The sequence below is a fragment of the Klebsiella sp. 7-CIP_Kleb. genome (genome assembly GCF_050378655.1).
In the GTDB taxonomy this organism is placed as follows: Bacteria; Pseudomonadota; Gammaproteobacteria; order Enterobacterales; family Enterobacteriaceae; genus Klebsiella; species Klebsiella quasipneumoniae.
Genome location: NZ_JBNRLJ010000001.1, coordinates 738,061 through 764,186, shown reverse-complemented (window position 1 = coordinate 764,186; position 26,126 = coordinate 738,061). Strand labels below are relative to the sequence as shown.

Below are 26,126 nucleotides of genomic sequence, written 5' to 3'. Positions count from 1 at the left end.
TTCAAACACAACATAGTCAGGCAGGGTCAAGTGTGATGATCCCACAAATTTCTCAGGCGCCAGGGGTAGTTCAGCTGGTGCTGAATTTTTTGCAGGTACTGGAGCAACAGGGTTTTACCGGCGATACCGCCACCAGCTATGCCGACAGGCTGACGATGGCCACCGACAACAGCGTCTATCAGCTGCTGCCGGATGCGGTCCTTTTTCCACGTTCCACGGCAGACGTCGCGCTACTGGCGCGCGTCGCCGCCGAACCACGCTTTAAATCGCTGATCTTCACCCCGCGCGGCGGCGGCACCGGCACTAACGGCCAGGCGCTGAACGGCGGAATTATCGTCGATATGTCCCGCTATATGAACCGCATTATCGAAATCAACCCCGAAGAGGGTTGGGTGCGCGTTGAAGCCGGAGTCATCAAAGATCAGCTGAATCAGTTTCTCAAGCCCTATGGCTATTTCTTTTCCCCGGAGCTCTCCACCAGCAACCGCGCTACCCTGGGCGGGATGATTAACACCGACGCGTCCGGACAGGGATCGCTGGTGTACGGTAAGACGTCGGATCACGTGCTTGGCCTGCGGGCGGTGCTGATGGGCGGTGATATCCTCGATACCCAGGCGGTGCCGGTGGCGCTGGCGGAGACGCTGGGCAATACGCCCTCGACGATCGGCCGGATCTACAACACGGTCTACCAGCGCTGCAAGGCGCAGCGCGAGCTGATCATGGATAAGTTTCCCAAACTCAACCGCTTCCTCACCGGATACGATCTGCGCCACGTCTTTAACGATGAGATGAGCGAGTTCGACCTGACCCGAATTTTAACCGGTTCGGAAGGGACGCTGGCGTTTATCACCGAAGCGCGGCTGGATATTACCCGCCTGCCGAAGGTGCGCCGGCTGGTCAACGTCAAATATGACTCCTTTGACTCTGCGCTGCGTAATGCACCCTTTATGGTGGAAGCCAAGGCCCTGTCGGTGGAGACCGTCGACTCTAAGGTCCTCAATCTGGCGCGCGAGGATATCGTCTGGCACTCGGTGAACGAACTGATCACCGACGTACCGGATAAAGAGATGCTCGGGCTGAATATCGTCGAATTCGCCGGGAATGACGCGGCGCTGATTGACCAGCAGGTCACCACCCTGTGCCAGCGGCTGGACGAGCTGATGGCCCTCAGCGAGGCGGGAGTCATCGGCTGGCAGGTTTGTCACGATCTTGATGGCGTGGAGCGCATCTATGCCATGCGCAAGAAGGCGGTAGGCCTGTTGGGTAATGCTAAAGGTGCCGCCAAGCCGATCCCCTTTGCCGAGGATACCTGTGTCCCGCCCGAACACCTGGCGGATTATATCGTCGAGTTCCGCGCGCTGCTCGACAGCCACGGCCTGAGCTACGGCATGTTTGGCCACGTCGACGCCGGGGTGCTGCATGTGCGCCCGGCGCTGGACATGTGCGATCCGCAGCAGGAGGTGCTGATGAAGCAGATCTCCGACGATGTGGTGGCGCTGACGGCGAAGTATGGCGGCCTGCTGTGGGGGGAACATGGCAAAGGTTTCCGCGCAGAGTACAGCCCGGCCTTCTTTGGCGAGGCGCTGTACGGCGAACTTAGGAAGATCAAAGCGGTCTTCGATCCCGATAACCGCCTGAACCCAGGGAAAATCTGTCCTCCGGAAGGAGTCGACGCGCCGATGATGAAAGTCGACGCGGTGAAGCGTGGCACCTGGGATCGGCAGATCCCCATCGCGGTGCGCAGCAGCTGGCGCGGGGCGATGGAGTGTAATGGCAACGGGTTGTGCTTCAACTTTGACGTAAAAAGTCCGATGTGTCCGTCGATGAAAGTCAGCAACCAGCGCATCCACTCGCCGAAAGGGCGGGCGACGCTGGTCCGCGAATGGCTGCGCCTGCTGGCGGATCGCGGCGTCGATCCCAATCAGCTGGAGAAGGCGCTGCCGGAGCAGGGCGTTAGCCTGCGCTCGCTGGTGGCGCGCACCCGTAACAGCTGGCATGCGCGCAAAGGGGAATATGACTTCTCGCACGAGGTCAAAGAGGCGATGTCCGGCTGTCTGGCCTGCAAAGCCTGTTCGACCCAGTGCCCGATCAAAATCGATGTCCCGGAGTTCCGCTCGCGCTTCCTGCAGCTGTATCACAGCCGCTATCTGCGTCCGGTGCGGGATCATCTGGTGGCGTCGGTGGAGTCCTATGCGCCGCTGATGGCCCAGGCGCCGAAGACCTTTAACTTCTTCATTAACCAGCCGTGGCTGAAAAAGCTGTCGGAGAAGCATATCGGGATGGTCGATCTGCCGCTGCTCTCGGCGCCGTCGCTGAAGCAGCAGATGGCCGGCCACCGCTCCGCCAATATGACCCTTGAGCAGCTCGAAGCGCTGAGCGACGAGCAGAAGGCGAAGATGGTGCTGGTGGTGCAGGATCCCTTCACCAGCTATTACGACGCTCAGGTGGTGGCTGACTTTATCCGTCTGGTCGAGGCCTTAGGCTATCAGCCGGTGCTCCTGCCGTTCTCGCCGAACGGCAAGGCGCAGCATATTAAAGGATTCCTGACCCGCTTCGCGCGCACCGCGCAGAAAACGGCAGACTTCCTTAACCGCGTGGCGCAGCTGGGGATGCCGCTGGTCGGCGTCGATCCGGCGCTGGTGCTTTGCTACCGCGATGAATATAAGCAAACGCTCGGCGACAAGCGCGGCGATTTCCAGGTCATGCTGGTGCATGAGTGGTTGCCGAAGGCCCTGCCGACCGACGCCCGTCCCGATCTCGGCGGCGAGCCCTGGTACCTGTTCGGTCATTGTACGGAAGTGACCGCGCTGCCGGCGGCGGCAAAGCAGTGGGCAGAGATTTTTGCCCACTTCGGCGCGAAGCTGGAAAACGTCAGCGTTGGGTGCTGCGGGATGGCAGGCACCTATGGTCATGAAGTGAAAAACCATGCCAACTCGCTGGCCATTTACGCGCTCTCCTGGCAGCAGGCGATGCAGCGGCTGCCGCGTAACCGCTGTCTGGTGACGGGCTACTCCTGCCGCAGCCAGGTGAAGCGCATTGAAGGCAGCGGCGTTCGCCACCCGCTGCAGGCGTTACTGGAGATAATCGGATGATTTGGAAACGTCAGACCACGCTGGAGCAGCTTAACCGGCTCGGTGAGGGAAACATGGTAGGGCTGTTGGATATTCGCTTTGAGACGTTTACCGACGATACGCTGGAGGCCACCATGCCGGTGGATGGCCGCACCCAGCAGCCGTTTGGTCTGCTGCACGGCGGGGCGTCGGTGGTGCTGGCGGAGACGCTGGGGTCGGTGGCGGGTTATCTGTGCAGCGAAGGCGAACAGAAGGTGGTGGGGCTGGAGGTTAACGCCAACCACATCCGTTCAGCGCGTGGGGGCCGGGTGCGGGGCGTGTGCAAAGCGCTGCACGTCGGGACTCGCCATCAGGTCTGGCAAATTGAAATCTTCGACGAACAGTCGCGATTGTGCTGTTCATCGCGGCTAACCACCGCGGTAATATAAACCGTAAGGGGGAGGCGAATAGCCTCCCTTTTTTCAAGGTAATAAGCGGCAAAGGGCCTGGCAGCGCGAGAGATGGCGTGAGAACACTACCGCGCAGCGGCAAGAAATTATCTAATAAATAGATTATTACCGATCCAATCTCGTTATATATGCTACTCTTTTCAATACGAAATGCATAAAGGTAACAAGAGGACGGTTAACCATGGGTATTCTTTCCTGGATCATTTTTGGACTTATTGCCGGTATTTTAGCCAAGTGGATTATGCCGGGGAAAGACGGCGGCGGGTTTATTGTAACCATTATTCTGGGGATCATCGGCGCCGTGGTCGGCGGCTGGATCAGTACCTTCTTTGGTTTTGGCAAAGTCGACGGGTTTAATTTCGGCAGCTTCGTGGTGGCGGTAATCGGTGCGCTGGTTGTGCTGTTTATCTACCGTAAAGTGCGCAGCTAATTCTCTGCATTCTGTTTTATTCAAGTTAACAAAAGCTGCCGCGATAAGCGGCAGCTTTTTTATTATCGCAGGACTCAGGCAGCGTACCCACGCCAGGGCTATTGCCCGTCGGCATCCTCCGCAACCGGCACCACCTCCACGTGAACTTCGTAGTGCTTCGCCTGACCGGTCGGGATCAGGGCGGTTAGTTTGTTAATGGTTTCCGCCGGCGTATCGGTCGCGACCGTTGCTGAAAACAGCACCGGCTTGCGCGGCGGAAACGGTGGCGGGAACGGCGGCAGGGGACCATGACCCATCTCCAGCGGAGGACGGCCGCCGTTGTCGACAGCGGGCGTCGGAGCGTCGGTTTTATCAGCCGCAAAAGCGCTGGCGGCGGCCACGGCAGCAATAGCGAACAGCGCAAAGAGAGCTTTTTTCATCTGGTTATCCTCGATAAGCAAGTGCATAAAGAGTAGAGGGCGGCGGCAGGCGGGACAATGCCGTGCGGCGCGAATCCTCTGAATCTCCTTTATTCCTCGCGAATGTGAAGGTCAGATGAGAGCGGGTGTCATTGTGTTCGGGAGCCTCTTAATTCAGCAGTACGCTCATAATCAGCAGCACGGCCATGCACATCGACATAATACTGATATCAACAATCATTCTTTACGACAAAAGCTCCAGCAAACGGGTACGGCGGCCAGGTCACAGCACGTATTATAGTGGTTAAAGATTGTACCCTGCATGCATTCCCTGGACAAACGATTATTAGCCTGGCGTTGCCTGAACTGCCGCGCCTGACCATGGCGTCATGATGATACCCCGAACCGCACCTTGCGCTTAGCGGAGCAACATGAGGATAGCTCATGTTGCAATGAATTTAAGTCGCTTTCCCTCCATCACCGACTCTGGCAAAAATAGACCCATTAACGAATCAACAACATTTACCGGTTGAAGCGCGCCAGGTCTGACTCTGCGTCGCCAGTGGAGAGTACTCCGCTTATTCCGCTTTATGCCCGACACCAGGATGGACAATCGCCATGAATAACGAATTTACCTATACGATTAAGCGCAGCCGGTTTGATGAAAATTATAACCCTGCGGAAAATACGCGTATTACCACCAATTTTGCCAATTTGGCGAGAGGGGAGAGCCGTCAGGACAATCTGCGCAATACGTTAATCATGATGAATAACCGGTTTAATACCCTGGCGCACTGGGATAATCCCTACAACGATCGCTATGCGGTGGAACTGGATATTATTTCTGTCGAGATGAATATTGCTGATGCCGCCAGTTTTCCGGTGATAGAGATCCTGCAAACGCATATTGTCGATAAAAAAACCGGTGAGCGCCATGCCGGTATCGTCGGCAATAACTTCTCTTCCTGGGTACGGGATTATGATTTTAGCGTGCTGCTGCTGGAGCATAATAAAGACCAGAGCCGCTTCAGCGTGCCCGAAAACTTTGGCGAGCTGCACGGCAATATCTTTAAGGATTTCGTGCAATCCAGCGCCTATAAGACCAGTTTCAGCAAGGCGCCGGTGATTTGTCTGAGCGTATCCAGCAAAGATGTTTATCGTCGCACCGGTAACGAACATCCGGTCCTCGGTATTGAATATGCCCAGGAAGGCGTCTCGCTGACCGAGCGCTATTTCAGCAAAATGGGGCTGCAGGTGCGCTATTTTATGCCGAAACACAGCGTCGCGCCGTTGGCCTTCTATTTTTCCGGCGATCTGCTCAGCGATTACACCAGCCTGGAGCTGATCGCGACCATCAGCACGATGGAGACGTTTCAAAAAATATATCGTCCGGAGATTTACAACGCGAATTCCGCGGCGGGGCAATACTATCAGCCCAATCTCAATCACCTGGATCATTCCGTCACCAAAATTGTGTATGACCGGGAAGAGCGCAGCCTGTTGGCGATAGAGCAGGGTAAATTTACACAACAACATTTTATCGACCCGCACAAGACGTTGCTTGAGCAATGGTCTGCTAACTTCGCGCGTTGCTAAACCAATATAAAAGGTTCCTTATTATGAAAACATGGCTTCCGACCTCCACCGCTGGCAGTTTACCGAAACCTTCCTGGCTGGCGCAGCCAGAGACCCTGTGGTCGCCCTGGAAACTGTCCAGCGAAGAATTACTGGCCGGCAAGCGCGACGCCCTGCGTTTGTCCCTCGACGACCAGCTGCGGGCCGGGATCGATATTGTCAGCGACGGCGAGCAAACGCGGCAGCACTTTGTCACCACCTTTATTGAACACCTCAGCGGCGTTGATTTTGCCAAACGCGAGATCGTGAAAATTCGTAACCGCTATGAGGCCAGTGTTCCAACCGTGGTGGGCGCCGTAGAGCGCCAGAAACCGGTCTTCGTTGAGGACGCGCGCTATCTGCGTCAGCTCACCAGTCAGCCGATAAAATGGGCGCTGCCGGGCCCCATGACCATGATCGATACGCTGTATGACAATCACTATAAAAGTCGGGAAAAGCTGGCCTGGGAGTTCGCCAAAATCCTCAATCAGGAAGCGAAAGAGTTAGAGGCCGCCGGGGTCGATATTATTCAGTTCGATGAGCCGGCCTTCAACGTCTTCTTCGATGAGGTGAACGACTGGGGGATCGCCGCGCTGGAACGAGCCACTGAAGGGCTGAAGTGCGAGACGGCAGTGCATATCTGCTACGGCTACGGCATCAAGGCCAATACCGACTGGAAAAAAACGCTGGGCTCAGAGTGGCGTCAGTATGAGGAGGCCTTCCCGCAGCTGCAGAAATCGTCCCTCGATATTATCTCTCTCGAGTGCCACAACTCGCGGGTGCCGATGGATCTGCTGGAGTTGATCCGCGGTAAAAAGGTGATGGTCGGGGCGATCGATGTCGCCAGCCATGCGATTGAAACTCCGGAAGAGGTGGCTGCTACCCTGCGCAAGGCGCTGGCGTTCGTCGATGCCGACAAGCTCTACCCCTCCACCAACTGCGGTATGGCGCCGCTGCCGCGCCAGGTCGCGACCGGCAAACTGCACGCCTTAAGCGCCGGTGCCGAGATCGTTCGCCGCGAGCTGGCGGTAAAATAAGGCGGACTGGCTTTCGTGCGCTTCTCCCGGTTAACCTCCTGAGCGGGCCGTTACCCGCTCAGCGTCAGGTTGCCGCCAGCGGGCGGCAGATCGCCCGCAGGGCCACGGCACTGCACAACGGAAACAGCGCCAGCAGAAGCCAGGGATAGACCGCCTGCGGCGAGGGGGTGAGCGCCTGGTCAAGCAAATGGCCGAGCAGAAAATTCCCGGCTAACACCGCGCACCCACCCGCAGTGGCAAGCGCCCCGTAGTGGGCGCCCAGCGTCGACTCCTCGGCAAACAGCGGGATTAGATCCTTGGCTGAGGGCACCAGCAGCATCTGGCCGAGGGTGAGCAGCGTGACAAAGCAGGCCGACGGCAATAATCGCAGCCAGCCGGCGGCGGGCGGCGAGGCGGCGAATAACGCCACGCTGACGAAGGAAGCCGACAGTAGCAGAAAGCCCACCGGCAGGATGCGCACGGCGCCAATACGTCGTGCGAAGCGGGCGAGAGGAAGCTGCAGGGTGATAATCAACAGCGAGGCCAGCATAAAAAGCGGCGCCAGATCCTGCTCACGGCCGCCTGCGCGTTGGATCTCCACCGGCAGGGCGAGGTACAGCTGGTTGTAGCTCAACAGCCATGAACTGTAGGCGAGAATAAACGCGACAAAGCGCGGCTGGCGCAAAGGGGTCCACCACGGAACCCGGCTGCGCGTTTGTGTCCGCTGCCCGTCGGCGGGCAGACAGAAAAAGAGCACCAGCAGCGCCAGAAGAAATAGCCCCGCACCGGCGAGGGCGATATGCCGAAAGCCGATCCCGCTCAGTAACCCTCCGGCCACCGGGCCGATAACCGCCCCCAGCTCACCGCACACCGCAAACAGCGCAAACCACTCTGCGCGGCTGCGTTTTCCGTTGGCCTGGCTGTGGGTACCGGTCCGCGCCAGCAGGGCCTCGATCGACGGGGAGAACAGCGCCCCGCCGACGCCCGTCAGGCAGGCGCCGAGGATAATCGGCTCCAGCGTTGTGCCGCACGCCAGCAGCAGATAGCCGGCGACGCGAACCACGCAGCCGGCGAGGATGATCGCCTTAGCGCCGTAGCGGTCGGCCAGCGTCCCGCCGATGATAAACATACCCTGCTGAGAGAAGGTGCGCAGCCCGAGGATCAGGCCGATAAGCCCGCCGGAAAGCAGCATCTCGTCGCGCAGGAAGAGGGCAAGGAAAGGGACGACCGCATAAAAGCCAATATTAAAAACGAACTGGCTTCCCAGTAAAACGGGAGGCCAGAGGGTCGCCGCAGGGCGCAGGGGGAAGAGAGGCATACTCGCCCAACCTAAACGATGAAATGAATGTGCTTTTTACCGTGGTACGGGGAGATCTCGATTTTGGTTTTCACCCGGAAAACGTCCCACAGCAGCGCTTCGGACAAAATCTCCTCCGGCGTCCCGTTGGCGAGGATCTGCCCCTGCTGCATCACGATCAGCGAATCGCAGAACATCGCGGCATGGTTAAGATCGTGAATGGCCACAATGCTGGTCACCGGCAGCTCGCTGATCAACTGCATCAGCTGCATCTGATGGTGAATATCCAGATGGTTGGTAGGTTCATCCAGCAGGATCTCACTCGGGTTCTGCGCCAGCGCGCGGGCGATATGCACCCGCTGCCGCTCGCCGCCGGAGAGGCTCAGCCACCCCTGGTCGCTTTTCTCCAGCATCGCCACCCGCTGCAGCGCGGCGGTGACCGCCTCGTCATCCTGAGCGCTCCAGTTGGAGAACGGCGAGTGGTGCGGAATACGTCCCAGCCGCACGACGTCGCGCACCCGCATATTGGCCTCGGTCATGCCGTGTTGCTCGACGAACGCCACCCGGCGGGCGAGCTGCTTTTTCGCCATCCGGGCGATGTCGTGGCCGTCGAGGGTGACGCGACCCGCATCCGGGCGGCGCAGGCCCGCCAGAACCCGCAGCAGCGAGGATTTGCCGCAGCCGTTGGGGCCCAGCAGACCCACCGTTTCGCCGCGCGACACCCGCAGCGAGACATTATTGACGATGACCTTTTTGCCTGCCTTCCAGGTGATATTTTCAGCGCAAATACTCATCACTTATTCCTTGAGCGGTAGATAATCACGGCAAAGAAAGGCACCCCAACCAGGGCGGTCACCACTCCGACCGGCAGACTCTGCGGGGCAATCAGCAGGCGCGAGGCAATGTCCGCCAGCACCATCAGGATCGCCCCCGCCAGCGCGCTGGCGATCAGCAACGTCCGGTGCAGCGGGCCAAAGAAGAAGCGCATCACGTGCGGCACCACCAGGCCGACAAAGCCGATCGAGCCGGCCATGCTGACGATGGTGGCAGTGATCACCGCCGCGGTGGTGAAGAGGATCAGGCGCACGCGCGGCACGGCAATGCCCAGCGAAGCGGCGGCATCGTCGCCGAAGGTGAACGCGTCCAGTGCCCGGGCATACCACAGGCAGACCGCCAGGCCCGCGAGGACCACCACCAGAACCAGCTGGAATTCGGGCCAGCGGACGCCGCTGAAGCTGCCCAGCAGCCAGAACATCACATCGCGCGCCTGCTGCGCGCTGGCGGAGGTGCTGATGGTGTAGGCCGTGAGGGCGTTAAATAATTGCGAGGCGGCGACGCCCGCCAGGATGGTGCGCTCATTGCCGCCGCGCGCGCCGTTGGTCAGAAAGGCAACAAAGGCGAAGGCGGCGAAGGCTCCGGCAAACGCCCCGACGGAGAGGGAGATCGCCCCGGCGCCAAGGCCCAGCACCACAATCGATACCGCGCCGGTGGAGGCCCCGGCGGAGACGCCGAGGACGTAAGGTTCCGCGAGGGCGTTCTTGAGCAGGCTTTGCAGCACGGCGCCGCAGATAGCGAGGCCGGCGCCGCAGCAGGCGGCGACCAGCGCGCGGCTGAGGCGGAAATCCCAGATAACGCTCTCGGAGATACGATTGAGAGGCACCGCGGTTAAGCCGGTTTTATTGCTGATAGCGTAAAAGACGTTCTGCAGCGGGATGGGCAGTTCGCCGACGCTGACGCCCACCGCGATCACCAGCGCCAGCACGCACACGGCGACGACACACCAGCCGGTGAGCAGCATGCTGCGGCGCGTCTGCAGTACGGCGGCGCTCATCAGTTAAGCCCCATTTTTCTCAGCTGTTCGCCCACCTGCTCCGCGCCGTAAAGGGTGCGGATGGTCGGATTCATCGCCTGGCCGTCCATCACCACGATATGGCCTTTTTTCACCGCCTCCAGCTGGCTGACGGCGGGATCGCTTTTGAGGAATTTAATCTTCTCCTCGGCCTTATCCAGCGCCCAGCGGTTACGATCCAGGCTCGAGACCACGATCACATCCGGGTTGGCGGCAATGATGCTCTCCCAGCTCACCGTGGGCCACTCGGTCTCGGAGGTTATCGCATTATGACCGCCCAGCACGTTGGCGATAAAGCCGGAGGCGCTGTTTTTACCGCCGACATAGGCATCGGCCGATGGCGAGGCGCTGGAGAACCAGAAGACGAAGGAGAGATCTTTTTTGCTTTTACCGAACTCCTGACGCAGGTCGGCTTCACGTTTTTTGAAATCGGCGATCAGCGCCTGGCCACGATCTTCGACGTTGAAAATGCGGGCGAAATCGCTAATTTCCTGATACAGCCAGGTCATGTCCCACAGCTTCTGCCGGCTGCCGTACATATCGCCGGTAGCCTTTTTGGTGGCGCACATCCCCGGCGACACGTAGCTGTTCACGCCAACGGTGGCAAGATCTTCACGCCTGGCGACTTTGCTTTCCGGCCCCAGCAGCAGCGGCAACTGGGCGGGAACGAAATCGGGATTTTGCGCCAGCACGGATTCCAGACTCGGGATTTCCACCGTCAGGGTTTTAATCTTCGCGTTTTGCTCAGCCAGCTGCGGTAATACCGTAGTCGGCCAGAAGGCGCTGGCCACCACCTGCTTTTGCAGCCCAAGCAGCAGCAGGATTTCGACCGTATTTTGCCCCAGCGCGACCACGCGCTCCGGCGGCCGGGTAAAGGTCTCCTGATAGCCACAGTTTTCAATCGTCAGGGGGTAGGTTGTTGCCAGCCCGGAACTGACGGCGGTGAACATCAAGCCTAACGCGCAGAGGACCTTCTTCATTAAACGCTATCCTTGTACACAGGCGAGTAAATGACCAGTAAATGGGAGTAATGCAAATGAAACTCATTATTGGGGCGGGGTTTTATACAATGCCGTATTTACAGTGTCAATGAGTGACTATTTCAGCAGGGAAGGGATTACCCGCGAGGCGGGTGGGTCAGCGCGCCAGAGGGCCGCGAATATACGTCTGCAACCCCTCGGCGAGGAAATTAAATACCCGCTTACAGGCGGGGCTATGGCGCAGGTCCTCATGCATCACCAGCCAGGTATCGAGATACAGAGAAAAGTCGGCCGCCAGCACTCGCTGCAGGGGAATAATGCCGTCGGCGAGGGGCGCCTGGCAGATGCCGATCCCTGCCCCGGCGCGGATCAGATTCAGCTGGGCGAGGTCGCTATCGGTGCGCATTGCGAAGGCCTCGCGCTGAAAACGGGGATAGCGCGCAAGAGCCCGGCGAACGAGGGGCGTGGCGCTGTCGAAACCAATCAGCGCGTGGCCGTCAAGCTCCTCAGGCGTAGCGGGCCGACCCTGGCGGGTCAGATAGGCATCGGTAGCATGCAGCCCAAGCTCGATCCTGCCGAGACGCCGCGCGATAAGCTGCTCCTGCTGCGGAGCGACCATCCGCACCGCGATATCCGCCTCCCGGTGAAGCAGATCCTGAAATCGATTGGAGAGCATCAGTTCGATGACGATACTCGGGCACGCTTGCCTGAGCCGGGCAATCAGCGGCGGCAGCACCTCGGCGCCGACCACCTCGCTGGCGGCCACCCGCACCACGCCACGCAGATCGGTGCTGTCGCGACTAAAGTTAGCCGCCGTGCGTTCCAGCGCCCGGGCGGTGTTGGCCATTGTCTCGGCGTGCGCCTGCAGCGCCAGCGCCGCGTCGGTCGCCAGCAGGCCGGTTTGCGAGCGGGTAAATAAGGCCTGGCCGAGGGCGGCCTCCAGGCCGGCGATATGGCGACCCGCCGTCGGCTGAGTGATGTTCAGGGTGCGCGATGCGCCCGATAAAGAGCCTTCCTGCAGGACGGCGAGAAAGGTTCGGTACCACTCCCAGGGAATAGAGGTATTCATACAAAAATGTATAGCCGCTCGATGATGGTATGCAATTTCATTTGATATGAGCCGCAGGTAGGCTGTCAAGCATCCATTAGCGAACGGGGAAAGACGATGAACAGCAGCGGCAAAGTCCTGATTTTGGGAGCAAGCGGGGGCATAGGCGGGGAAGTGGCGCGTCGGCTGGCGGCGGACAACTGGCAGGTTCGGGCGCTGAAGCGCGGCGCCCAGCTTCGTGCGCCCGAAGAGGGCATGCAGTGGATTGCCGGGGACGCGCTGGATGCCGGGCAGGTGGCGGCGGCGGCTGCCGGTTGCGACGTGATCGTCCATGCGGTCAATCCGCCGGGCTACCGGCACTGGCGGCAGCAGGTACTACCTATGCTGCGCAACACCCTGCAGGCCGCCGCCCAGCAGCGGGCGTTAGTTGTCCTGCCCGGCACGGTTTACAACTATGGATCGGATGCCTTTCCGCTGATTGCTGAAGCGGCCGCGCAACGGCCGGTGACCCGCAAAGGCGCCATTCGGGTGGAAATGGAGCAGGCGCTGGAGGATTACGTACAGCGCGGCGGCAGGGCGTTGATTGTCCGGGCGGGCGATTATTTTGGTCCGCGCGCCGGAAATAACTGGTTTTCCCAGGGGCTGGTCAAGCCAGGTCAGCTTCCCCGGACTATCAGCCTACCAGGGGCGATCGGCGTGGGGCATCAGTGGGCATGGCTGCCCGACGTTGCCGCCACCATCGCCGCGCTGCTGGCCCGCAGGCATGAGCTTGAGCCGTTTGCCCGCTTTCATATGCAGGGTCACTGGGACCCGGACGGCAGCGAAATGAGCCAGGCGATCCAGCGGGTGGTCGCCCTCTATGGCGGCAGGGTGGTAGTGAAGTCATTTCCCTGGTGGCTGGTGAAGCTGGCGGCGCCCTTCAACGCCACCCTGCGCGAAATGGTCGAGATGCACTATCTCTGGCGTCTACCGGTACGCCTGCGCAACGATAAGCTGGTGGCTTTTTTAGGCGCGGAGCCGCATACCCCGCTCGATCGCGCCGTACATCTGACGCTGCAAGGCCTGGGCTGTCTGCCCGCCGGCGCGATTAACCATGAGGCGCGTGAGGCATAACGCGGCGAGAGAGGTGAGCAGGGTGGGGCGTTATTGTGACCAAATCATAATAACGTCACTCGTTGTCAAACGATAGCGATCGCATTAAGCTAAATGGATGACGAAAAATACCCCCACCCCAGCAAGCCGTGGCCCCGTTGACCACAGCGTTCGGGACCAGATTCTTGACGCGGCCATGGCGCACTTCAGTCGCTATGGCTATGAAAAGACCACGGTCACCGATCTCGCCAAAGCAATAGGCTTTTCCAAAGCCTATATCTACAAGTTTTTTGACTCCAAGCAGGCGATTGGCGAGGCAATCTGCGCCAGCCGGCTGGAGAAGATCATGGTGGCCGTCAGCGAGGCCATCGCCGATGCACCCTCCGCCAGCGAGAAGCTGCGCCGCCTGTTCCGGGCGCTGACCGAGGCCGGCAGTGAACTGTTTTTCGAGGATCGCAAACTGTACGATATCGCCGCCGTCGCGGCGCGCGATAAATGGCCCTCAACGGAGCAGTATGCCGGTCATCTGCAGCAGCTGATTGGTCAAATCCTGGTCGAAGGCCGCCAGGCGGGTGAGTTCGAGCGCAAAACCCCGCTGGATGAGGCGACCCTGGCGGTCTATATGGTGATGTGTCCTTTCATCAACCCGGTGCAGCTGCAATACAATCTCGACACCGCGCCCACCGCGGCGGTGCTGCTTGCCTCCCTGATCCTGAGAAGTCTCTCCCCCTGATTTGTGACCATTGACTTTATTGGTCACTAGTCTGAGAATGCAGTCACCAACCGGTCTTTTCATTAAGGTGACCCATGCTCAGGCCCAACGCCGTCCATCTTGCCGTCTGCCTCCTGCCGCTGGCCCTCGCGGGCTGCGGCGAACCTGCCGATCATGACGATCCCCGCACCCGGCCGCCGCTGGTGAGGGTGGCGACCGTCGAGCGCGCGGAGGCCAGCTCGCGGGCCTTTACCGGCGTGGTGGTCGCTCGTACCCAAAGCGATCTCGGCTTCCGGGTATCGGGAAAAATCCTTGCCCGGCTGGTTGAGACCGGGCAGAGCGTCCGGCGCGGTCAACTGCTGCTGCGCCTGGATCCGGCTGATCTAACCTTGCAGGCGCAGTCCCAACAGCGGGCGGTCGACGCCGCGCGGGCGCGAGCCAAAAAAGCGGCCAACGATCTGGCCCGCTATCGCGGCCTGGTGGCCAGCGGCGCCGTCTCGGCGGCGGAGTTCGACCAGATCAACGCGACGGCAGAGGCGGCGAGAGCCGATCTCAGCGCGGCCCAGGCGCAGGCAAACGTGGCGCAAAACGCCACCGACTATGCCGGACTGCTGGCGGATGCCGACGGCGTGGTGGTGGAAACGCTCGCCGAGCCGGGACAGGTGGTCAGCGCCGGGCAGGTGGTGATCCGTCTGGCGCGGGCAGGGCAGCGCGAAGCGCGGGTGCAGCTTCCGGAGACGCTGCGCCCAGCGGTCGGCAGCGAGGCGCTGGCGACACGCTATGGCAGCGAATCTCAGCCGGTCACCGCGACCCTGCGGCTGCTTTCGGACGCGGCTGACGCCGCCACCCGCACCTTTGAAGCGCGCTATGTGCTGAACGGCGCGCTGGCGAATGCGCCGCTGGGGTCAACCGTGACCCTGCGTATCAGCAGCGACCAGGGGCCAGGCGAGGTGCTGGAGGTGCCCCTGGCGTCGGTCTACGATCCGGGCAACGGCCCTGGCGTCTGGCGCATTGCATCGCGCCCGGCCACCGTCTCCTGGCAACCGGTGACGGTGATCGGCCTGAATGATGAAACGGCGCGGGTGACCGGCCCGCTGAAGCCCGGGGAGCCCATCGTCGCCCTGGGCGCCCATCTTCTGCACCAGGGCGAGACGGTGCGTCTGGCGGACCGACGCGAGCATGATGCCGACGGGAGTCAGCCATGAGCGGCGGGCGTTTTAATCTCTCCGCGCTGGCCGTCCGCGAGCGGTCGGTAACCCTGTTTTTGATTATCCTTATCTCGGTCGCCGGGCTGGTGGCCTTTTTCGGGCTCGGTCGGGCGGAAGATCCGCCATTTACGGTCAAGCAAATGACGGTCATCACCGTCTGGCCGGGCGCCACCGCGCAGGAGATGCAGGATCAGGTAGCCGAGCCGCTGGAAAAACGGCTCCAGGAGCTGAAGTGGTACGATCGCACCGAGACCTATACCCGTCCCGGGATGGCGTTAATCACCTTATCGCTGCAGGATCAGACGCCGCCTTCCGAGGTGCCGGAGCAGTTTTATCAGGCGCGCAAAAAGCTCGGGGATGAGGCGAATAACCTGCCTGCCGGCGTCTCCGGCCCGATGATGAATGACGAATTCGCCGATGTCACCTTTGCCCTCTTTGCCCTGAAAGCGCGGGGAGAGCCGCCGCGGCAGCTGGTGCGTGACGCTGAAGCCCTGCGCCAGCAGCTGCTGCATGTACCTGGGGTGAAAAAAGTGAATATTCTCGGCGAACAGGCGGAGCGCATTTATCTCTCCTTTTCTCATGACCGTCTCGCCACCCTGGGGCTCTCGCCGGAGGCGATTTTTGCCGCGCTGAACAATCAGAATGTGCTGACCGCCGCCGGGGCCATTGAGACCCGTGGCGGGCAGATCTTTATCCGCCTCGACGGGGCGTTCGACCGCCTGCAGCAGATCCGCGACACGCCGATTATTGCCGGGGGCAGAACGCTGAAACTCGCCGATGTCGCCACGGTTGAGCGGGGGTATGAAGATCCTGCTACCTTCCTGATCCGCAATCAGGGGGAACCGGCGCTGCTGCTGGGGGTGGTGATGCGCGAGGGCTGGAATGGTCTGGCGCTGGGGAAAGCGCTGGACGCCGAAACGGACAGCATCAATCAGAGCCTGCCGCTCGGCATGTCGTTGGCCAAAGTGACCGATCAGTCGGTGAATATCAGCGCGGCGGTTGATGAGTTCATGATCAAATTTTTTGTCGCTCTGTTGGTGGTGATGGCGGTGTGCTTTGTCAGCATGGGCTGGCGCGTGGGGGTGGTGGTCGCGGCGGCGGTGCCGCTCACCCTGGCCGTGGTGTTTGTGGTGATGGCCGCCACCGGTAAAAACTTCGACCGCATCACCCTCGGCTCGCTGATCCTCGCCCTGGGGCTGCTGGTGGATGATGCCATTATCGCCATTGAAATGATGGTGGTCAAAATGGAGGAGGGGTATGACCGCCTCAAAGCCTCCGCCTATGCCTGGAGCCACACCGCGGCGCCCATGCTGGCCGGCACCCTGGTGACGGCCGTGGGTTTTATGCCTAACGGGTTTGCGCAATCCACCGCCGGGGAGTATGCCAGCAACGTGTTCTGGATCGTCGGTATCGCGCTGATTGCCTCCTGGATCGTGGCGGTGATTTTTACCCCCTGGCTGGGCGTACACCTGTTACCGGAGAGGAAGTCCGCGGCGGCAGGCCACGCCGCGCTGTATGACACCCCGCGCTATCAGCGCTTCCGCCGGCTGCTGACCCGGGTTATCGCCGGCAAATGGCGCGTGGCCGCCGGGGTGGTGGTGCTGTTTATGGCGGCGTTACTGGGAATGAGCGTGGTGAAAAAGCAATTTTTCCCCACCTCCGACCGCCCGGAAGTGCTGGTTGAGGTGCAGATGCCTTACGGGTCGTCGATTATCCAGACCAGCGCCGCGACGGCGAAAATTGAGCGCTGGCTGCAGCAGCAGCCGGAGGCGAAGATTGTCACCAGCTATATCGGCCAGGGCGCGCCGCGCTTTTACCTGGCGATGGCTCCGGAATTGCCCGATCCCTCATTTGCCAAGCTGGTGGTATTGACCGACGGTCCGGCCTCGCGCGAGGCGCTTAAGCTGCGGCTGCGGGAGGCGGTGGCCAATGGCCTTGCGCCGCAGGCGCGGGTGCGCGTCACGCAGCTGGTCTTTGGCCCTTATTCGCCTTATCCGGTCGCCTGGCGGGTGATGGGGCCCGATCCGCACACCCTGCGCGATATCGCCGATCGGGTGAAAGCGGTGCTGCAGGCCAGTCCGCTGATGCGCACCGTCAATAGCGACTGGGGGTCGCGGGTACCGGTGATGCATTTCAGCCTCAATCAGGACCGGCTGCAGGCGAGTGGGCTCAGTTCCCAGGCCGTCGCCCAGCAGCTGCAGTTCCTGCTGTCAGGGATCCCCATCACCACCGTCCGGGAGGATATTCGCGCGGTGCAGGTCATCGGCCGCGCGGCGGGCGATATCCGTCTGGACCCGGCGAAAATCGCCGACTTCACTCTCGTAGGCAGCGGCGGGCAGCGGGTTCCTTTGTCGCAGATCGGTGAAGTCGACGTCAGGATGGAAGAACCCCTGCTCCGTCGTCGCGACCGCACGCCGACCATTACCGTCCGGGGAGATGTCGCAGATAACCTGCAGCCGCCGGATGTCTCCAGCGCGCTGATGAAGACGCTGCAGCCCATTATCGACTCCCTGCCGCCGGGGTATCGCATCGAGACGGCGGGGTCGATCGAGGAGTCAGGCAAAGCCACCCGGGCAATGGTGCCGTTATTTCCGATAATGATCGCCCTCACGCTGCTGATCATTATCCTGCAGGTACGTTCCCTGTCGGCGATGGTCATGGTTTTCCTGACCGCGCCGCTGGGGCTGATTGGCGTGGTGCCGACGCTGCTGTTGTTCAATCAGCCGTTTGGCATCAATGCCCTTGTGGGCCTGATCGCCCTGTCAGGGATCCTGATGCGAAATACGCTGATCCTGATTGGTCAAATCCACCATAACCAGCAGGCGGGGCTCGATCCGTTCCACGCGGTGGTGGAGGCGACGGTGCAGCGAGCCCGTCCGGTTCTGCTGACCGCGCTGGCGGCGATCCTGGCGTTCATTCCGCTGACGCATTCGGTTTTCTGGGGGACGCTCGCCTATACGCTGATTGGCGGGACGCTGGGGGGAACCATCATGACCCTTATCTTCCTGCCGGCCATGTATGCGATCTGGTTCCGCATCCGCCCCGAGCGACCGGCTGACGCAGCGCAACGTCCGGCGCTGGACCCTCAGGGGTAATTCCCCCTTGCCGGACCGGGCCAGGGCACGCGGTCAGGCCCGGCCCCGGGCTGCGTCAGGCAGATAAGGATACCGGGACCGCACGGCTGCGCTGTTGATCTTTTTCCAGCCGGTCGAGGCAATCGAGGCTGATGGCGGAGGGCGAGGTGGCGCCGGTGAGGGTCATGGTGACCTTCATATCCTCGGCAAATAAGCGCAGCAGGTGTGCCACCCCCGCTTCGCCTGCGGCGGCGAGGGCATAAATATAGGCCCGACCAAGCAGGACTCCCTTCGCGCCGAGGGCCAGCAGGCGAATAACGTCCACGCCGGAGCGCACTCCGGAGTCGGCAAGGACCGTCAGATCGTCGCCGACCGCATCCGCCACCCGCGGCAGCGCCCGGGCGGTGGGGATGGCGCCATCGAGCTGTCTGCCGCCGTGATTGGAGACCACAATGCCATCGGCGCCCAGCCGCACGGCATTGCGCGCATCGTCGGCATCGAGGATCCCTTTAATGATCAGCTTTCCTGGCCAGCTGTCGCGGATCCACTCCAGATCGTGCCAGGCGATGGACGGGTCGAAGTTGTTGCTGATGAACCCCATATAGTCATCCATGGTCATTTTGTGGCCGGTATAGGCTTCGATGTTACCGAACGACAGGGGTCTGCCCGCCAGGCCGACGTTCATTGCCCAGCGCGGGTGGGTGCAGGCCTGAAGATACTGTCGCAAGGTGGCGTGCGGCCCGGACATCCCTGAACGGTTATCGCGATACCGTGAGCCGGGGATCGGCATATCGACAGTGAATACCAGGGTTTTCATGCCGGCAGCCCAGGCGCGTTCCAGGGCATTACGCATATAGCCGCGATCTTTCAGTACGTACAGCTGGGACCAGAGCGCACCGCTGGCGTGGCTCGCCACCTCCTCAATGGAGCAGACCGACACGGTGGACAGAGTGTAAGGGATCCCGGCGCGGGAGGCGGCGCGGGCCGCCTGGACTTCGCCGCGGCGGGCGTACATTCCGGTGGCCCCGACCGGCCCCAGCGCCACGGGCATCGCCCATGGGGCATCAAGGATGGTGGTGGCCAGCGTCGGCTCACCCGCTCCGCACAGCACGCGCTGGCGAAGGGCTACCGAGGCGAGCTCGGCGGCATTAGCGTTCATGGTATTTTCCGCCACCGCGCCACCGTCAATATAGTCAAAAAGGAAACGTGGCAGACGGCGACGAGCGGCTTCGCGATAATCGCTGGGGGCTGAAACAATCATGATTATATCCTTATGTCTTTTAACCTAAGTGGATGTTCTGCAGGCAAAAAAACTATAGGCTTCTAAAAGGCGGTGGGGAAATGAAATATTAGCATCCAAGCCATTCCCTAATGGAATAAACTGGATTTGTCGCTTAAATGGTTATTTCTTTTTTTTGCCTTGGGCACGCGCGTTATTTTTATTTATTTCCGCGAAGCGTGAATTCGGGCCAAATAAAAGACCCGATGTGGTGCGACAGCGTTTTGCGCTATCGCCATAGCAAGGAAGCGTGGTCAGCTCGGCGCCTGCGTTTTCCGGGAGGTGTAAAGAAGGTGATTTTGAAATTGAGCAGATGCTATCTTTTGCTAGCCTTTCTGAGGAGGACAGACGGAGCGACACCATGAAAGATAAAGATGAACAAACGGCATTGATTGGCATGGCTATCGGCGCGGCGGTCATTAGCTTAGTGGCGACCCAAAAGCAGATTAATCAGGGGAGTATCGTGGATGAGCTGGTGCGGCTGGGCAGACAGAAGGGGGATGGGGTGGAGGATGAAGTTTTTGTCCAGGCCGCCCGCCTGGTGAGAAAAGGAACTTAGCCAACCGATAGCCTTCCTGGCTACCCGTTTTATCGCGGTTTATCTCCCCCCGATCGCGGCCACGTCCCCCGCCAGGCCGCGACCGCCCCTGCCGAAAGCGTTGCGCCTTGACGCTTTCTGCTTACGCTTTCTCATTCCGCAGGCCAGCGCCTGTTCAGCGCGCATGGCTGCTTAGTGACGCCGTCACTTTTTTGGTTTCTACGACAAGGTTAATCAGGAAGGTGGTCTGCTGCTATCGCATAAATCGGTATTTTCGATACATCTTTGCCATTGCGTGCGGTGATAGAACGATATCAAAATAAAATATTATAAATCATATAATTAGGTTCAACTTGCGCACCCTGATAATCCCCGGCCAAGGGTCTATGCTTATAAAAAGCGCTAATTGGGGCAATACCCCTGCTGGAGAAGGGTTGAAGTGATAATCATTATCACTAACATGGCGGTATGCCTTGATGGCGCCAACCTGGAGGTCTATCGATGGAAGTACAAGCAGGAACCTTTAATCCCGCCGATTTCAGCTGGCAGGGACTGACCATGACGCCGGCCGCTGCCGCGCATATTCGCGATCTGATGCGCAAGCAACCGGATAAAAAGGGGCTACGGCTGGGTATTAAAACCAGCGGCTGCGCCGGTTTTGGCTATGTGCTCGAAATGATTGCCGAGCCGGCGCCCGACGATCTGCTCTTTGAATCTGAAGGGGCGAAGCTGTACGCGCCGCTGCAGGCGATGCCGTTCATTGACGGTACGGAGCTGGATTACGTCCGGGAAGGATTAAATGAAATCTTTAAATTTCATAACCCGAAAGCGCAGCACGAATGCGGCTGCGGCGAAAGTTTTGGGGTGCAGGCGGAGTAACTATGTCGCGTAATACTGAAGCAACAGACGATGTCAAAACCTGGACCGGCGGCCCGCTCAATTATAAAGAGGGCTTTTTCACTCGCCTGCAGACCGATGAGCTGGCCAAAGGCATTAATGAAGAAGTGGTTCGCGCCATCTCCGCCCGCCGCAATGAGCCGCAGTGGATGCTGGAGTTCCGGCTCAATGCCTACCGGGCGTGGCTGGAGATGGAAGAGCCGCACTGGCTGAAGGCGCATTACGATAAGCTGAATTATCAGGATTACAGCTACTATTCCGCCCCCTCCTGCGGCAACTGCGATGAGACCTGCGCCTCCGAGCCCGGCGCGGTGCAGCAGACCGGGGCCAACACCTTTCTGACCAGCGAGGTGGAAGAAGCCTTTAACCAGCTGGGCGTACCGGTGCGCGAAGGGCGCGAGGTGGCGGTGGACGCGATATTCGACTCGGTGTCGGTGGCGACCACCTACCGTGAAAAGCTGGCGGAGCAGGGGATCATCTTCTGCTCTTTCGGCGAGGCGATCCACGACCATCCGGAACTGGTGAAAAAGTATCTGGGGACCGTGGTGCCGGGCAATGACAACTTCTTTGCCGCGCTGAACGCCGCGGTGGCTTCGGATGGCACCTTTATCTATGTGCCGAAGGGCGTCCGCTGTCCGATGGAGCTATCGACCTATTTCCGCATCAACGCCGAAAAGACCGGCCAGTTTGAACGCACCATTCTGGTGGCCGATGAAGGCAGCTACGTCAGCTACATCGAGGGCTGCTCGGCGCCAGTGCGCGACAGCTATCAACTGCACGCCGCGGTGGTGGAGGTCATCATCCATAAAGACGCGGAAGTGAAATACTCCACGGTGCAGAACTGGTTCCCGGGGGACAACAACACCGGAGGGATCCTCAACTTTGTCACCAAGCGCGCCCTGTGCGAAGGGGAGAACAGCAAAATGTCATGGACCCAGTCGGAAACCGGCTCGGCCATCACCTGGAAATACCCCAGCTGCATCCTGCGCGGCGATAATTCGATCGGCGAATTCTTTTCGGTGGCGCTGACCAGCGGCCATCAGCAGGCGGACACCGGCACGAAAATGATCCATATCGGCAAGAACACCCGCTCGACCATCATCTCGAAAGGGATCTCCGCCGGACACAGCCAGAATAGCTATCGCGGGCTGGTCAAAATCATGCCGACCGCCACCAATGCCCGCAACTATACCCAGTGCGATTCAATGCTGATCGGCCCGGACTGTGGGGCGCATACCTTCCCCTATGTCGAATGTCGCAACAACAGCGCTCAGCTGGAACACGAAGCGACCACCTCGCGGATCGGTGAGGACCAGCTGTTCTACTGCCTGCAGCGCGGGATCAGCGAAGACGATGCCATCTCGATGATCGTCAACGGCTTCTGTAAAGACGTCTTCTCCGAACTGCCGCTGGAGTTCGCCGTAGAGGCGCAAAAATTGCTGGCCATTAGCCTTGAGCATAGCGTCGGCTGATAATTAAGGAAAAAAGATGTTAAGTATTCAAGATTTACATGTCGCCGTCGAAGATAAAGCGATCCTGCGCGGGTTGAACCTTGAGGTGCGTCCGGGGGAGGTCCACGCCATAATGGGGCCAAACGGCTCGGGGAAAAGTACGCTTTCGGCCACCCTGGCCGGGCGCGAAGATTACGAGGTCACCGGCGGCAGCGTCGAATTTAAGGGCAAAAACCTGCTGGAGCTCGCCCCGGAAGATCGCGCCGGGGAAGGCATCTTTATGGCCTTCCAGTATCCGGTGGAGATCCCCGGCGTCAGCAACCAGTTCTTCCTGCAGACTGCGCTAAATGCCGTACGCAGCTATCGCGGCCAGGAGCCGCTGGATCGCTTCGATTTCCAGGACCTGATGGAAGAGAAAATTAAGCTGCTGCAGATGCCGGAAGATCTGCTGACCCGTTCGGTGAACGTGGGTTTCTCCGGCGGCGAGAAAAAGCGCAACGACATTCTGCAGATGGCGGTGCTTGAGCCGGAGCTGTGCATTCTCGATGAATCGGATTCCGGGCTGGACATTGATGCTCTGAAAATCGTCTCCCAGGGCGTGAACGCGCTGCGCGACGGCAAACGCGCCTTCATCATCGTCACCCACTATCAGCGCATCCTTGACTATATCAAGCCGGACTATGTACATGTGCTCTATCAGGGGCGGATTGTGAAGTCGGGGGATTTCACCCTCGTCAAACAGCTGGAGGAGCAGGGCTATGGCTGGCTTACCGAACAGCAGTAACGCGCTGCAGCAGTGGCACCATCTGTTTGAAGCGCAGGGCGACCAGCGTACGCCGGAGGCCAGCCAGCATCTGCAGCAGCTGTTGCGCCTGGGGCTGCCGACGCGCAAGCAGGAGGACTGGAAATACACCCCGCTGGACGCGCTACTTAACGGCCGCTTCGTCGCCGAGGAGGGGGCGTCGCTCAGCGCCGAACAGCGTGACGCGCTGGCGCTGCCGCTGGACGCCTGGCGTCTGGTGTTTATCGACGGCCGCTATCATCCTGAGCTGAGCGACGATCTCGCCGCCAGCGGCGTGGAGGTTAGCGTTGATAACCAGCGCCAGCATCTGCCGGATGCCCTGCAGCCGGAAGTGTTTCTCCATCTGACCGAAAGCCTGGCGCAGTCGGTGACCCGCCTTCGCGTGCCGCGCAACCGTCGCCTGGATAAGCCGCTGCTGCTGATGCATATCACCCGCGGCCTGGCCGGCGATGCGCTGAATACCGCCCACTATCGTCACCATCTGACGCTGGAGAGCGGGGCGGAGGCGACGATTGTCGAGCATTACCTCAGTTTCGATGAGCAACCGCACTTCACCGGCGGGCGGCTGACCATGACGGTGGCGGACAACGCACGCCTGCAGCACATCAAGCTGGCGTTCGAGAACGCGCATAGCTACCACTTCGCCCATAACGACCTGCAGCTGGGCCGCGACGCCTCGGCCTTCAGCAGCAGTTTCCTGCTCGGCGGCCAGGTGCTGCGTCACCACACCAGCACGCGTCTGGGCGGCGAAAATAGCGACCTGCGCCTTAATTCGCTGGCGATGCCGGTAAAAAATGAGGTCTGCGACAGCCGCACCTGGCTGGATCACCAGGTGGGGTACTGCACCAGCCGCCAGCTGCACAAAACCATCGTCAGCGATAAGGGCCGGGCGGTGTTTAACGGGCTGATCAACGTCGCGCCGCACGCGCTGAAAACCGACGGGCAGATGACCAACAACAATCTGCTGCTCGGGCGGCTGGCGGAAGTCGACACCAAACCGCAGCTGGAGATTTACGCCGATGACGTGAAATGCAGCCACGGGGCGACGGTCGGGCGCATAGACGAAGAACAGCTGTTCTATCTGCGCTCGCGCGGGATTGAACAGCAGGCGGCGCAGCAGATGATCCTCTACGCCTTCGCCGCCGAGCTTACCGAAGCTATCCGCAGCGACGCACTCAGAGAGCAGGTGCTGGCGCGAATTGGAGAGCGTTTGCCGGGAGGCACAGCATGACATTTTCAGTAGAACGGGTTCGCGCCGATTTTCCGGTACTGAGCCGGGAGGTCAACGGCCAGCCGCTGGTCTATCTTGACAGCGCCGCCAGCGCCCAGAAACCGGAGGCGGTGATCGGCGCCGAAGCGGAATTCTATCGTCACGGCTACGCGGCGGTGCATCGTGGGATCCATACCCTCAGCGCGGAAGCCACCGCGCGGATGGAAGCGGTGCGCCAGCAGGCGGCCACTTTCCTTAACGCCGGATCGGCGGAGGAGCTGGTATTCGTGCGCGGCACCACCGAGGGCATCAACCTGGTGGCCAACAGCTGGGGAAATGCCAACGTCGGCGCTGGGGATAACATCATCATCAGCGAGATGGAGCACCACGCCAACATCGTACCGTGGCAGATGCTCTGCGCCAGGGTGGGGGCTGAGCTGCGGGTGATCCCCCTCAACCCGGACGGCACCCTGCAGCTGGACATGGTTCCCGGGCTGTTTGACCAGCGTACCCGCTTGCTGGCGATCACCGAAGTCTCCAACGTGCTGGGCACCGAAAACCCGCTGTCGGCGCTGATTGCCCTTGCGCATCAGCATGGCGCGAAAGTACTGGTGGACGGCGCTCAGGCGGTGATGCACCACCCGGTGGACGTTCAGGCGCTGGGTTGTGATTTTTATGTCTTCTCCGCCCACAAATTGTATGGTCCGACCGGGATCGGCGTGCTCTACGCCCGGGCCGAGCTGCTGCAGACCATGGCGCCTTGGGAAGGGGGCGGGTCGATGATCGCCACCGTCAGCCTGACGGAGGGCACCACCTGGAACCAGGCGCCGTGGCGCTTTGAAGCCGGCACGCCGAATACCGGCGGGATCATTGGCCTCGGCGCCGCGCTGAGCTACGTCAGCCAACTGGGACTGACGCAGATCGCCGAATACGAACAGACGCTGATGCGCTACGCGCTGGAGGCCCTGCGCGCGGTGCCGGACCTGATCCTCTACGGTCCGGCGCAGCGCAAAGGGGTGATTGCCTTTAACCTCGGCCAGCATCACGCCTATGACGTCGGCAGCTTCCTCGATAACTACGGGATCGCCGTGCGGACCGGGCACCACTGCGCCATGCCGTTGATGGCCCGCTATCAGGTACCGGCCATGTGTCGGGCGTCGCTGGCCATGTACAATACCACGGAAGAGGTGGACCGCCTGGTGGCCGGCCTCCAGCGGATCCACAAATTATTAGGGTAAAGGACGTGACGATGACGGCATTACCGGACAAAGATAAACTGTTGCGCAATTTTAGCCGTTGCGCCAACTGGGAAGAGAAGTATCTCTATATCATTGAGCTGGGCCAGCGGCTGGCGCCGCTGAGCGACGCGGAGCACAGCCCGCAGAATATTATTCAGGGCTGTCAAAGCCAGGTATGGATCGTGATGGCGCAGGATCCTTCCGGCGTTGTCACCCTGCGCGGCGACAGCGATGCGGCGATTGTCAAAGGGCTGATTGCGGTGGTGTTTATCCTTTATGACCGGATGACCGCCCAGGACATCGTCGAGTTCGACGTCCGCCCGTGGTTTGAAAAAATGGCTCTCACCCAGCATCTTACCCCCTCCCGCTCGCAGGGCCTCGAAGCCATGATCCGCGCGATACGCGCGAAAGCCGCAAATATTAGCTAGAATAAACAGGTAGATTTCATTCTGTTACGTCCGGCAGGGCGCTGA

At 60.4% G+C, this 26,126-nt stretch carries 23 protein-coding genes and 1 pseudogene; 16 read left to right on the top strand and 8 right to left on the bottom strand.

Going from position 1 to position 26,126, the window contains the following annotated elements; translation table 11 throughout:
- Nucleotides 1-35 precede the first annotated feature (35 nt).
- The 3 genes from ydiJ to ACQUTI_RS03765 all read left to right on the top strand — a co-directional run bounded on the left by ydiJ (nt 36) and on the right by ACQUTI_RS03765 (nt 3,950).
- The gene (gene ydiJ, locus ACQUTI_RS03775) at nt 36-3,092 is read left to right on the top strand and encodes a D-2-hydroxyglutarate dehydrogenase YdiJ (RefSeq protein ID WP_428923232.1); all 3,057 of its coding nucleotides are present in this window, start codon (nt 36-38) and stop codon (nt 3,090-3,092) included.
- Nucleotides 3,089-3,499 (top strand): 1,4-dihydroxy-2-naphthoyl-CoA hydrolase, encoded by a 411-nt coding sequence (menI, locus tag ACQUTI_RS03770; RefSeq protein WP_004203111.1) that lies wholly within the window; start codon nt 3,089-3,091, stop codon nt 3,497-3,499. The genes ydiJ and menI overlap by 4 nt, the downstream gene beginning before the upstream one ends.
- Nucleotides 3,500-3,701: 202 nt before the next feature.
- Nucleotides 3,702-3,950, top strand: a complete 249-nt coding sequence (locus ACQUTI_RS03765; protein ID WP_004203110.1) for a GlsB/YeaQ/YmgE family stress response membrane protein — start codon at nt 3,702-3,704, stop codon at nt 3,948-3,950.
- A gap of 98 nt (nt 3,951-4,048) precedes the next feature.
- Here ACQUTI_RS03765 and ACQUTI_RS03760 read toward each other — a convergent pair whose 3' ends face one another.
- Nucleotides 4,049-4,369: a hypothetical protein gene (locus ACQUTI_RS03760; protein ID WP_004203108.1), complete on the bottom strand. Its 321-nt coding sequence runs from the start codon at nt 4,367-4,369 to the stop codon at nt 4,049-4,051.
- 597 nt (nt 4,370-4,966) lie between these two features.
- Here ACQUTI_RS03760 and ACQUTI_RS03755 point away from each other — a divergent pair.
- Nucleotides 4,967-5,944 carry a DUF1852 domain-containing protein gene (locus tag ACQUTI_RS03755; RefSeq protein WP_004203107.1) on the top strand — a complete coding sequence of 326 codons (978 nt, stop codon included), beginning with the start codon at nt 4,967-4,969 and terminating at the stop codon, nt 5,942-5,944.
- A gap of 23 nt (nt 5,945-5,967) precedes the next feature.
- Nucleotides 5,968-6,999, top strand: coding sequence for a methionine synthase (locus ACQUTI_RS03750; protein ID WP_004203106.1), 1,032 nt, complete (start codon nt 5,968-5,970; stop codon nt 6,997-6,999).
- A 64-nt stretch (nt 7,000-7,063) separates the two neighbouring features.
- Here ACQUTI_RS03750 and ACQUTI_RS03745 read toward each other — a convergent pair whose 3' ends face one another.
- The 5 genes from ACQUTI_RS03745 to ACQUTI_RS03725 form a co-directional block, all read right to left on the bottom strand.
- Nucleotides 7,064-8,296, bottom strand: a complete 1,233-nt coding sequence (locus ACQUTI_RS03745) for an MFS transporter (RefSeq protein ID WP_114446970.1) — start codon at nt 8,294-8,296, stop codon at nt 7,064-7,066.
- An 11-nt stretch (nt 8,297-8,307) separates the two neighbouring features.
- On the bottom strand, nt 8,308-9,069 hold the full coding sequence (locus ACQUTI_RS03740; RefSeq protein WP_004203103.1) for an ABC transporter ATP-binding protein: 762 nt from the start codon (nt 9,067-9,069) through the stop codon (nt 8,308-8,310).
- Nucleotides 9,069-10,106 carry a FecCD family ABC transporter permease gene (locus ACQUTI_RS03735; RefSeq protein WP_032456256.1) on the bottom strand — a complete coding sequence of 346 codons (1,038 nt, stop codon included), beginning with the start codon at nt 10,104-10,106 and terminating at the stop codon, nt 9,069-9,071. The genes ACQUTI_RS03740 and ACQUTI_RS03735 overlap by 1 nt, the downstream gene beginning before the upstream one ends.
- Nucleotides 10,106-11,104 (bottom strand): ABC transporter substrate-binding protein, encoded by a 999-nt coding sequence (locus tag ACQUTI_RS03730; protein ID WP_004203100.1) that lies wholly within the window; start codon nt 11,102-11,104, stop codon nt 10,106-10,108. Before ACQUTI_RS03730 ends, ACQUTI_RS03735 begins: the two co-directional genes overlap by 1 nt.
- Before the next feature lie 157 nt (nt 11,105-11,261).
- Nucleotides 11,262-12,173, bottom strand: a complete 912-nt coding sequence (locus ACQUTI_RS03725) for a LysR family transcriptional regulator (protein WP_032456255.1) — start codon at nt 12,171-12,173, stop codon at nt 11,262-11,264.
- A 96-nt stretch (nt 12,174-12,269) separates the two neighbouring features.
- On the opposite strand from ACQUTI_RS03725, the gene ACQUTI_RS03720 reads away from it, so the two are divergent.
- From ACQUTI_RS03720 to ACQUTI_RS03705, 4 genes are all read left to right on the top strand, one after another.
- Complete coding sequence (locus ACQUTI_RS03720; RefSeq protein WP_064794723.1) at nt 12,270-13,265, top strand: NAD-dependent epimerase/dehydratase family protein; 996 nt, start codon at nt 12,270-12,272, stop codon at nt 13,263-13,265.
- Nucleotides 13,266-13,362: 97 nt separating this feature from the next.
- A complete protein-coding gene (locus ACQUTI_RS03715) occupies nt 13,363-13,977 on the top strand; it encodes a TetR/AcrR family transcriptional regulator (protein ID WP_004203096.1) in 615 nt (204 codons plus the stop codon).
- A gap of 74 nt (nt 13,978-14,051) precedes the next feature.
- On the top strand, nt 14,052-15,161 hold the full coding sequence (locus tag ACQUTI_RS03710; RefSeq protein ID WP_043519809.1) for an efflux RND transporter periplasmic adaptor subunit: 1,110 nt from the start codon (nt 14,052-14,054) through the stop codon (nt 15,159-15,161).
- Nucleotides 15,158-18,259 (top strand): efflux RND transporter permease subunit, encoded by a 3,102-nt coding sequence (locus ACQUTI_RS03705; protein ID WP_135730036.1) that lies wholly within the window; start codon nt 15,158-15,160, stop codon nt 18,257-18,259. Before ACQUTI_RS03710 ends, ACQUTI_RS03705 begins: the two co-directional genes overlap by 4 nt.
- A gap of 55 nt (nt 18,260-18,314) precedes the next feature.
- Here the strand turns inward: ACQUTI_RS03705 and lldD are convergent, their stop codons facing one another.
- Together lldD and ACQUTI_RS03695 are read right to left on the bottom strand one after the other, a co-directional pair.
- On the bottom strand, nt 18,315-19,499 hold the full coding sequence (gene lldD, locus ACQUTI_RS03700) for an FMN-dependent L-lactate dehydrogenase LldD (protein WP_017900850.1): 1,185 nt from the start codon (nt 19,497-19,499) through the stop codon (nt 18,315-18,317).
- A 288-nt stretch (nt 19,500-19,787) separates the two neighbouring features.
- A pseudogene (locus ACQUTI_RS03695) lies at nt 19,788-19,880 on the bottom strand (hypothetical protein); the annotation flags it as partial.
- Between ACQUTI_RS03695 and ACQUTI_RS03690 the strand changes: the two are divergent.
- From ACQUTI_RS03690 to sufE, 7 genes are all read left to right on the top strand, one after another.
- The gene (locus tag ACQUTI_RS03690; RefSeq protein WP_004203090.1) at nt 19,879-20,076 is read left to right on the top strand and encodes a hypothetical protein; all 198 of its coding nucleotides are present in this window, start codon (nt 19,879-19,881) and stop codon (nt 20,074-20,076) included. The pseudogene ACQUTI_RS03695 and the gene ACQUTI_RS03690 sit on opposite strands and share 2 nt — an antisense overlap.
- Nucleotides 20,077-20,556: 480 nt before the next feature.
- On the top strand, nt 20,557-20,934 hold the full coding sequence (gene sufA, locus ACQUTI_RS03685) for a Fe-S cluster assembly scaffold SufA (protein ID WP_004203089.1): 378 nt from the start codon (nt 20,557-20,559) through the stop codon (nt 20,932-20,934).
- Between the two features lie 2 nt (nt 20,935-20,936).
- A complete protein-coding gene (gene sufB / locus ACQUTI_RS03680) occupies nt 20,937-22,424 on the top strand; it encodes a Fe-S cluster assembly protein SufB (RefSeq protein WP_002908877.1) in 1,488 nt (495 codons plus the stop codon).
- 16 nt (nt 22,425-22,440) lie between these two features.
- A complete protein-coding gene (sufC, locus tag ACQUTI_RS03675; RefSeq protein WP_004203085.1) occupies nt 22,441-23,187 on the top strand; it encodes a Fe-S cluster assembly ATPase SufC in 747 nt (248 codons plus the stop codon).
- On the top strand, nt 23,162-24,436 hold the full coding sequence (sufD, locus tag ACQUTI_RS03670; RefSeq protein ID WP_048295038.1) for a Fe-S cluster assembly protein SufD: 1,275 nt from the start codon (nt 23,162-23,164) through the stop codon (nt 24,434-24,436). Before sufC ends, sufD begins: the two co-directional genes overlap by 26 nt.
- Entirely contained in the window at nt 24,433-25,653 is a 1,221-nt protein-coding gene (gene sufS, locus ACQUTI_RS03665) for a cysteine desulfurase SufS (protein ID WP_254465448.1), read from the top strand. Before sufD ends, sufS begins: the two co-directional genes overlap by 4 nt.
- A gap of 11 nt (nt 25,654-25,664) precedes the next feature.
- Nucleotides 25,665-26,081, top strand: coding sequence for a cysteine desulfuration protein SufE (gene sufE, locus ACQUTI_RS03660; protein ID WP_004203081.1), 417 nt, complete (start codon nt 25,665-25,667; stop codon nt 26,079-26,081).
- Nucleotides 26,082-26,126 lie beyond the last annotated feature (45 nt).

Bases quoted from the DNA above. Each gene is read 5' to 3' on its own strand.
- ACQUTI_RS03740 (WP_004203103.1), bottom strand. From the start codon at position 9,069: ATGAGTATTTGCGCTGAAAATATCACCTGGAAGGCAGGCAAAAAGGTC.
- sufD (WP_048295038.1), top strand. From the start codon at position 23,162: ATGGCTGGCTTACCGAACAGCAGTAACGCGCTGCAGCAGTGGCACCAT.
- ACQUTI_RS03715 (WP_004203096.1), top strand. From the start codon at position 13,363: ATGACGAAAAATACCCCCACCCCAGCAAGCCGTGGCCCCGTTGACCAC.
- ACQUTI_RS03745 (WP_114446970.1), bottom strand. From the start codon at position 8,296: ATGCCTCTCTTCCCCCTGCGCCCTGCGGCGACCCTCTGGCCTCCCGTT.
- sufB (WP_002908877.1), top strand. From the start codon at position 20,937: ATGTCGCGTAATACTGAAGCAACAGACGATGTCAAAACCTGGACCGGC.
- ACQUTI_RS03720 (WP_064794723.1), top strand. From the start codon at position 12,270: ATGAACAGCAGCGGCAAAGTCCTGATTTTGGGAGCAAGCGGGGGCATA.
- ACQUTI_RS03730 (WP_004203100.1), bottom strand. From the start codon at position 11,104: ATGAAGAAGGTCCTCTGCGCGTTAGGCTTGATGTTCACCGCCGTCAGT.
- ydiJ (WP_428923232.1), top strand. From the start codon at position 36: ATGATCCCACAAATTTCTCAGGCGCCAGGGGTAGTTCAGCTGGTGCTG.
- ACQUTI_RS03710 (WP_043519809.1), top strand. From the start codon at position 14,052: ATGCTCAGGCCCAACGCCGTCCATCTTGCCGTCTGCCTCCTGCCGCTG.
- ACQUTI_RS03765 (WP_004203110.1), top strand. From the start codon at position 3,702: ATGGGTATTCTTTCCTGGATCATTTTTGGACTTATTGCCGGTATTTTA.
- ACQUTI_RS03750 (WP_004203106.1), top strand. From the start codon at position 5,968: ATGAAAACATGGCTTCCGACCTCCACCGCTGGCAGTTTACCGAAACCT.
- ACQUTI_RS03690 (WP_004203090.1), top strand. From the start codon at position 19,879: ATGAAAGATAAAGATGAACAAACGGCATTGATTGGCATGGCTATCGGC.
- ACQUTI_RS03725 (WP_032456255.1), bottom strand. From the start codon at position 12,173: ATGAATACCTCTATTCCCTGGGAGTGGTACCGAACCTTTCTCGCCGTC.
- sufC (WP_004203085.1), top strand. From the start codon at position 22,441: ATGTTAAGTATTCAAGATTTACATGTCGCCGTCGAAGATAAAGCGATC.
- ACQUTI_RS03755 (WP_004203107.1), top strand. From the start codon at position 4,967: ATGAATAACGAATTTACCTATACGATTAAGCGCAGCCGGTTTGATGAA.
- sufA (WP_004203089.1), top strand. From the start codon at position 20,557: ATGGAAGTACAAGCAGGAACCTTTAATCCCGCCGATTTCAGCTGGCAG.
- menI (WP_004203111.1), top strand. From the start codon at position 3,089: ATGATTTGGAAACGTCAGACCACGCTGGAGCAGCTTAACCGGCTCGGT.
- ACQUTI_RS03705 (WP_135730036.1), top strand. From the start codon at position 15,158: ATGAGCGGCGGGCGTTTTAATCTCTCCGCGCTGGCCGTCCGCGAGCGG.
- lldD (WP_017900850.1), bottom strand. From the start codon at position 19,499: ATGATTGTTTCAGCCCCCAGCGATTATCGCGAAGCCGCTCGTCGCCGT.
- ACQUTI_RS03735 (WP_032456256.1), bottom strand. From the start codon at position 10,106: ATGAGCGCCGCCGTACTGCAGACGCGCCGCAGCATGCTGCTCACCGGC.
- sufS (WP_254465448.1), top strand. From the start codon at position 24,433: ATGACATTTTCAGTAGAACGGGTTCGCGCCGATTTTCCGGTACTGAGC.
- ACQUTI_RS03760 (WP_004203108.1), bottom strand. From the start codon at position 4,369: ATGAAAAAAGCTCTCTTTGCGCTGTTCGCTATTGCTGCCGTGGCCGCC.
- sufE (WP_004203081.1), top strand. From the start codon at position 25,665: ATGACGGCATTACCGGACAAAGATAAACTGTTGCGCAATTTTAGCCGT.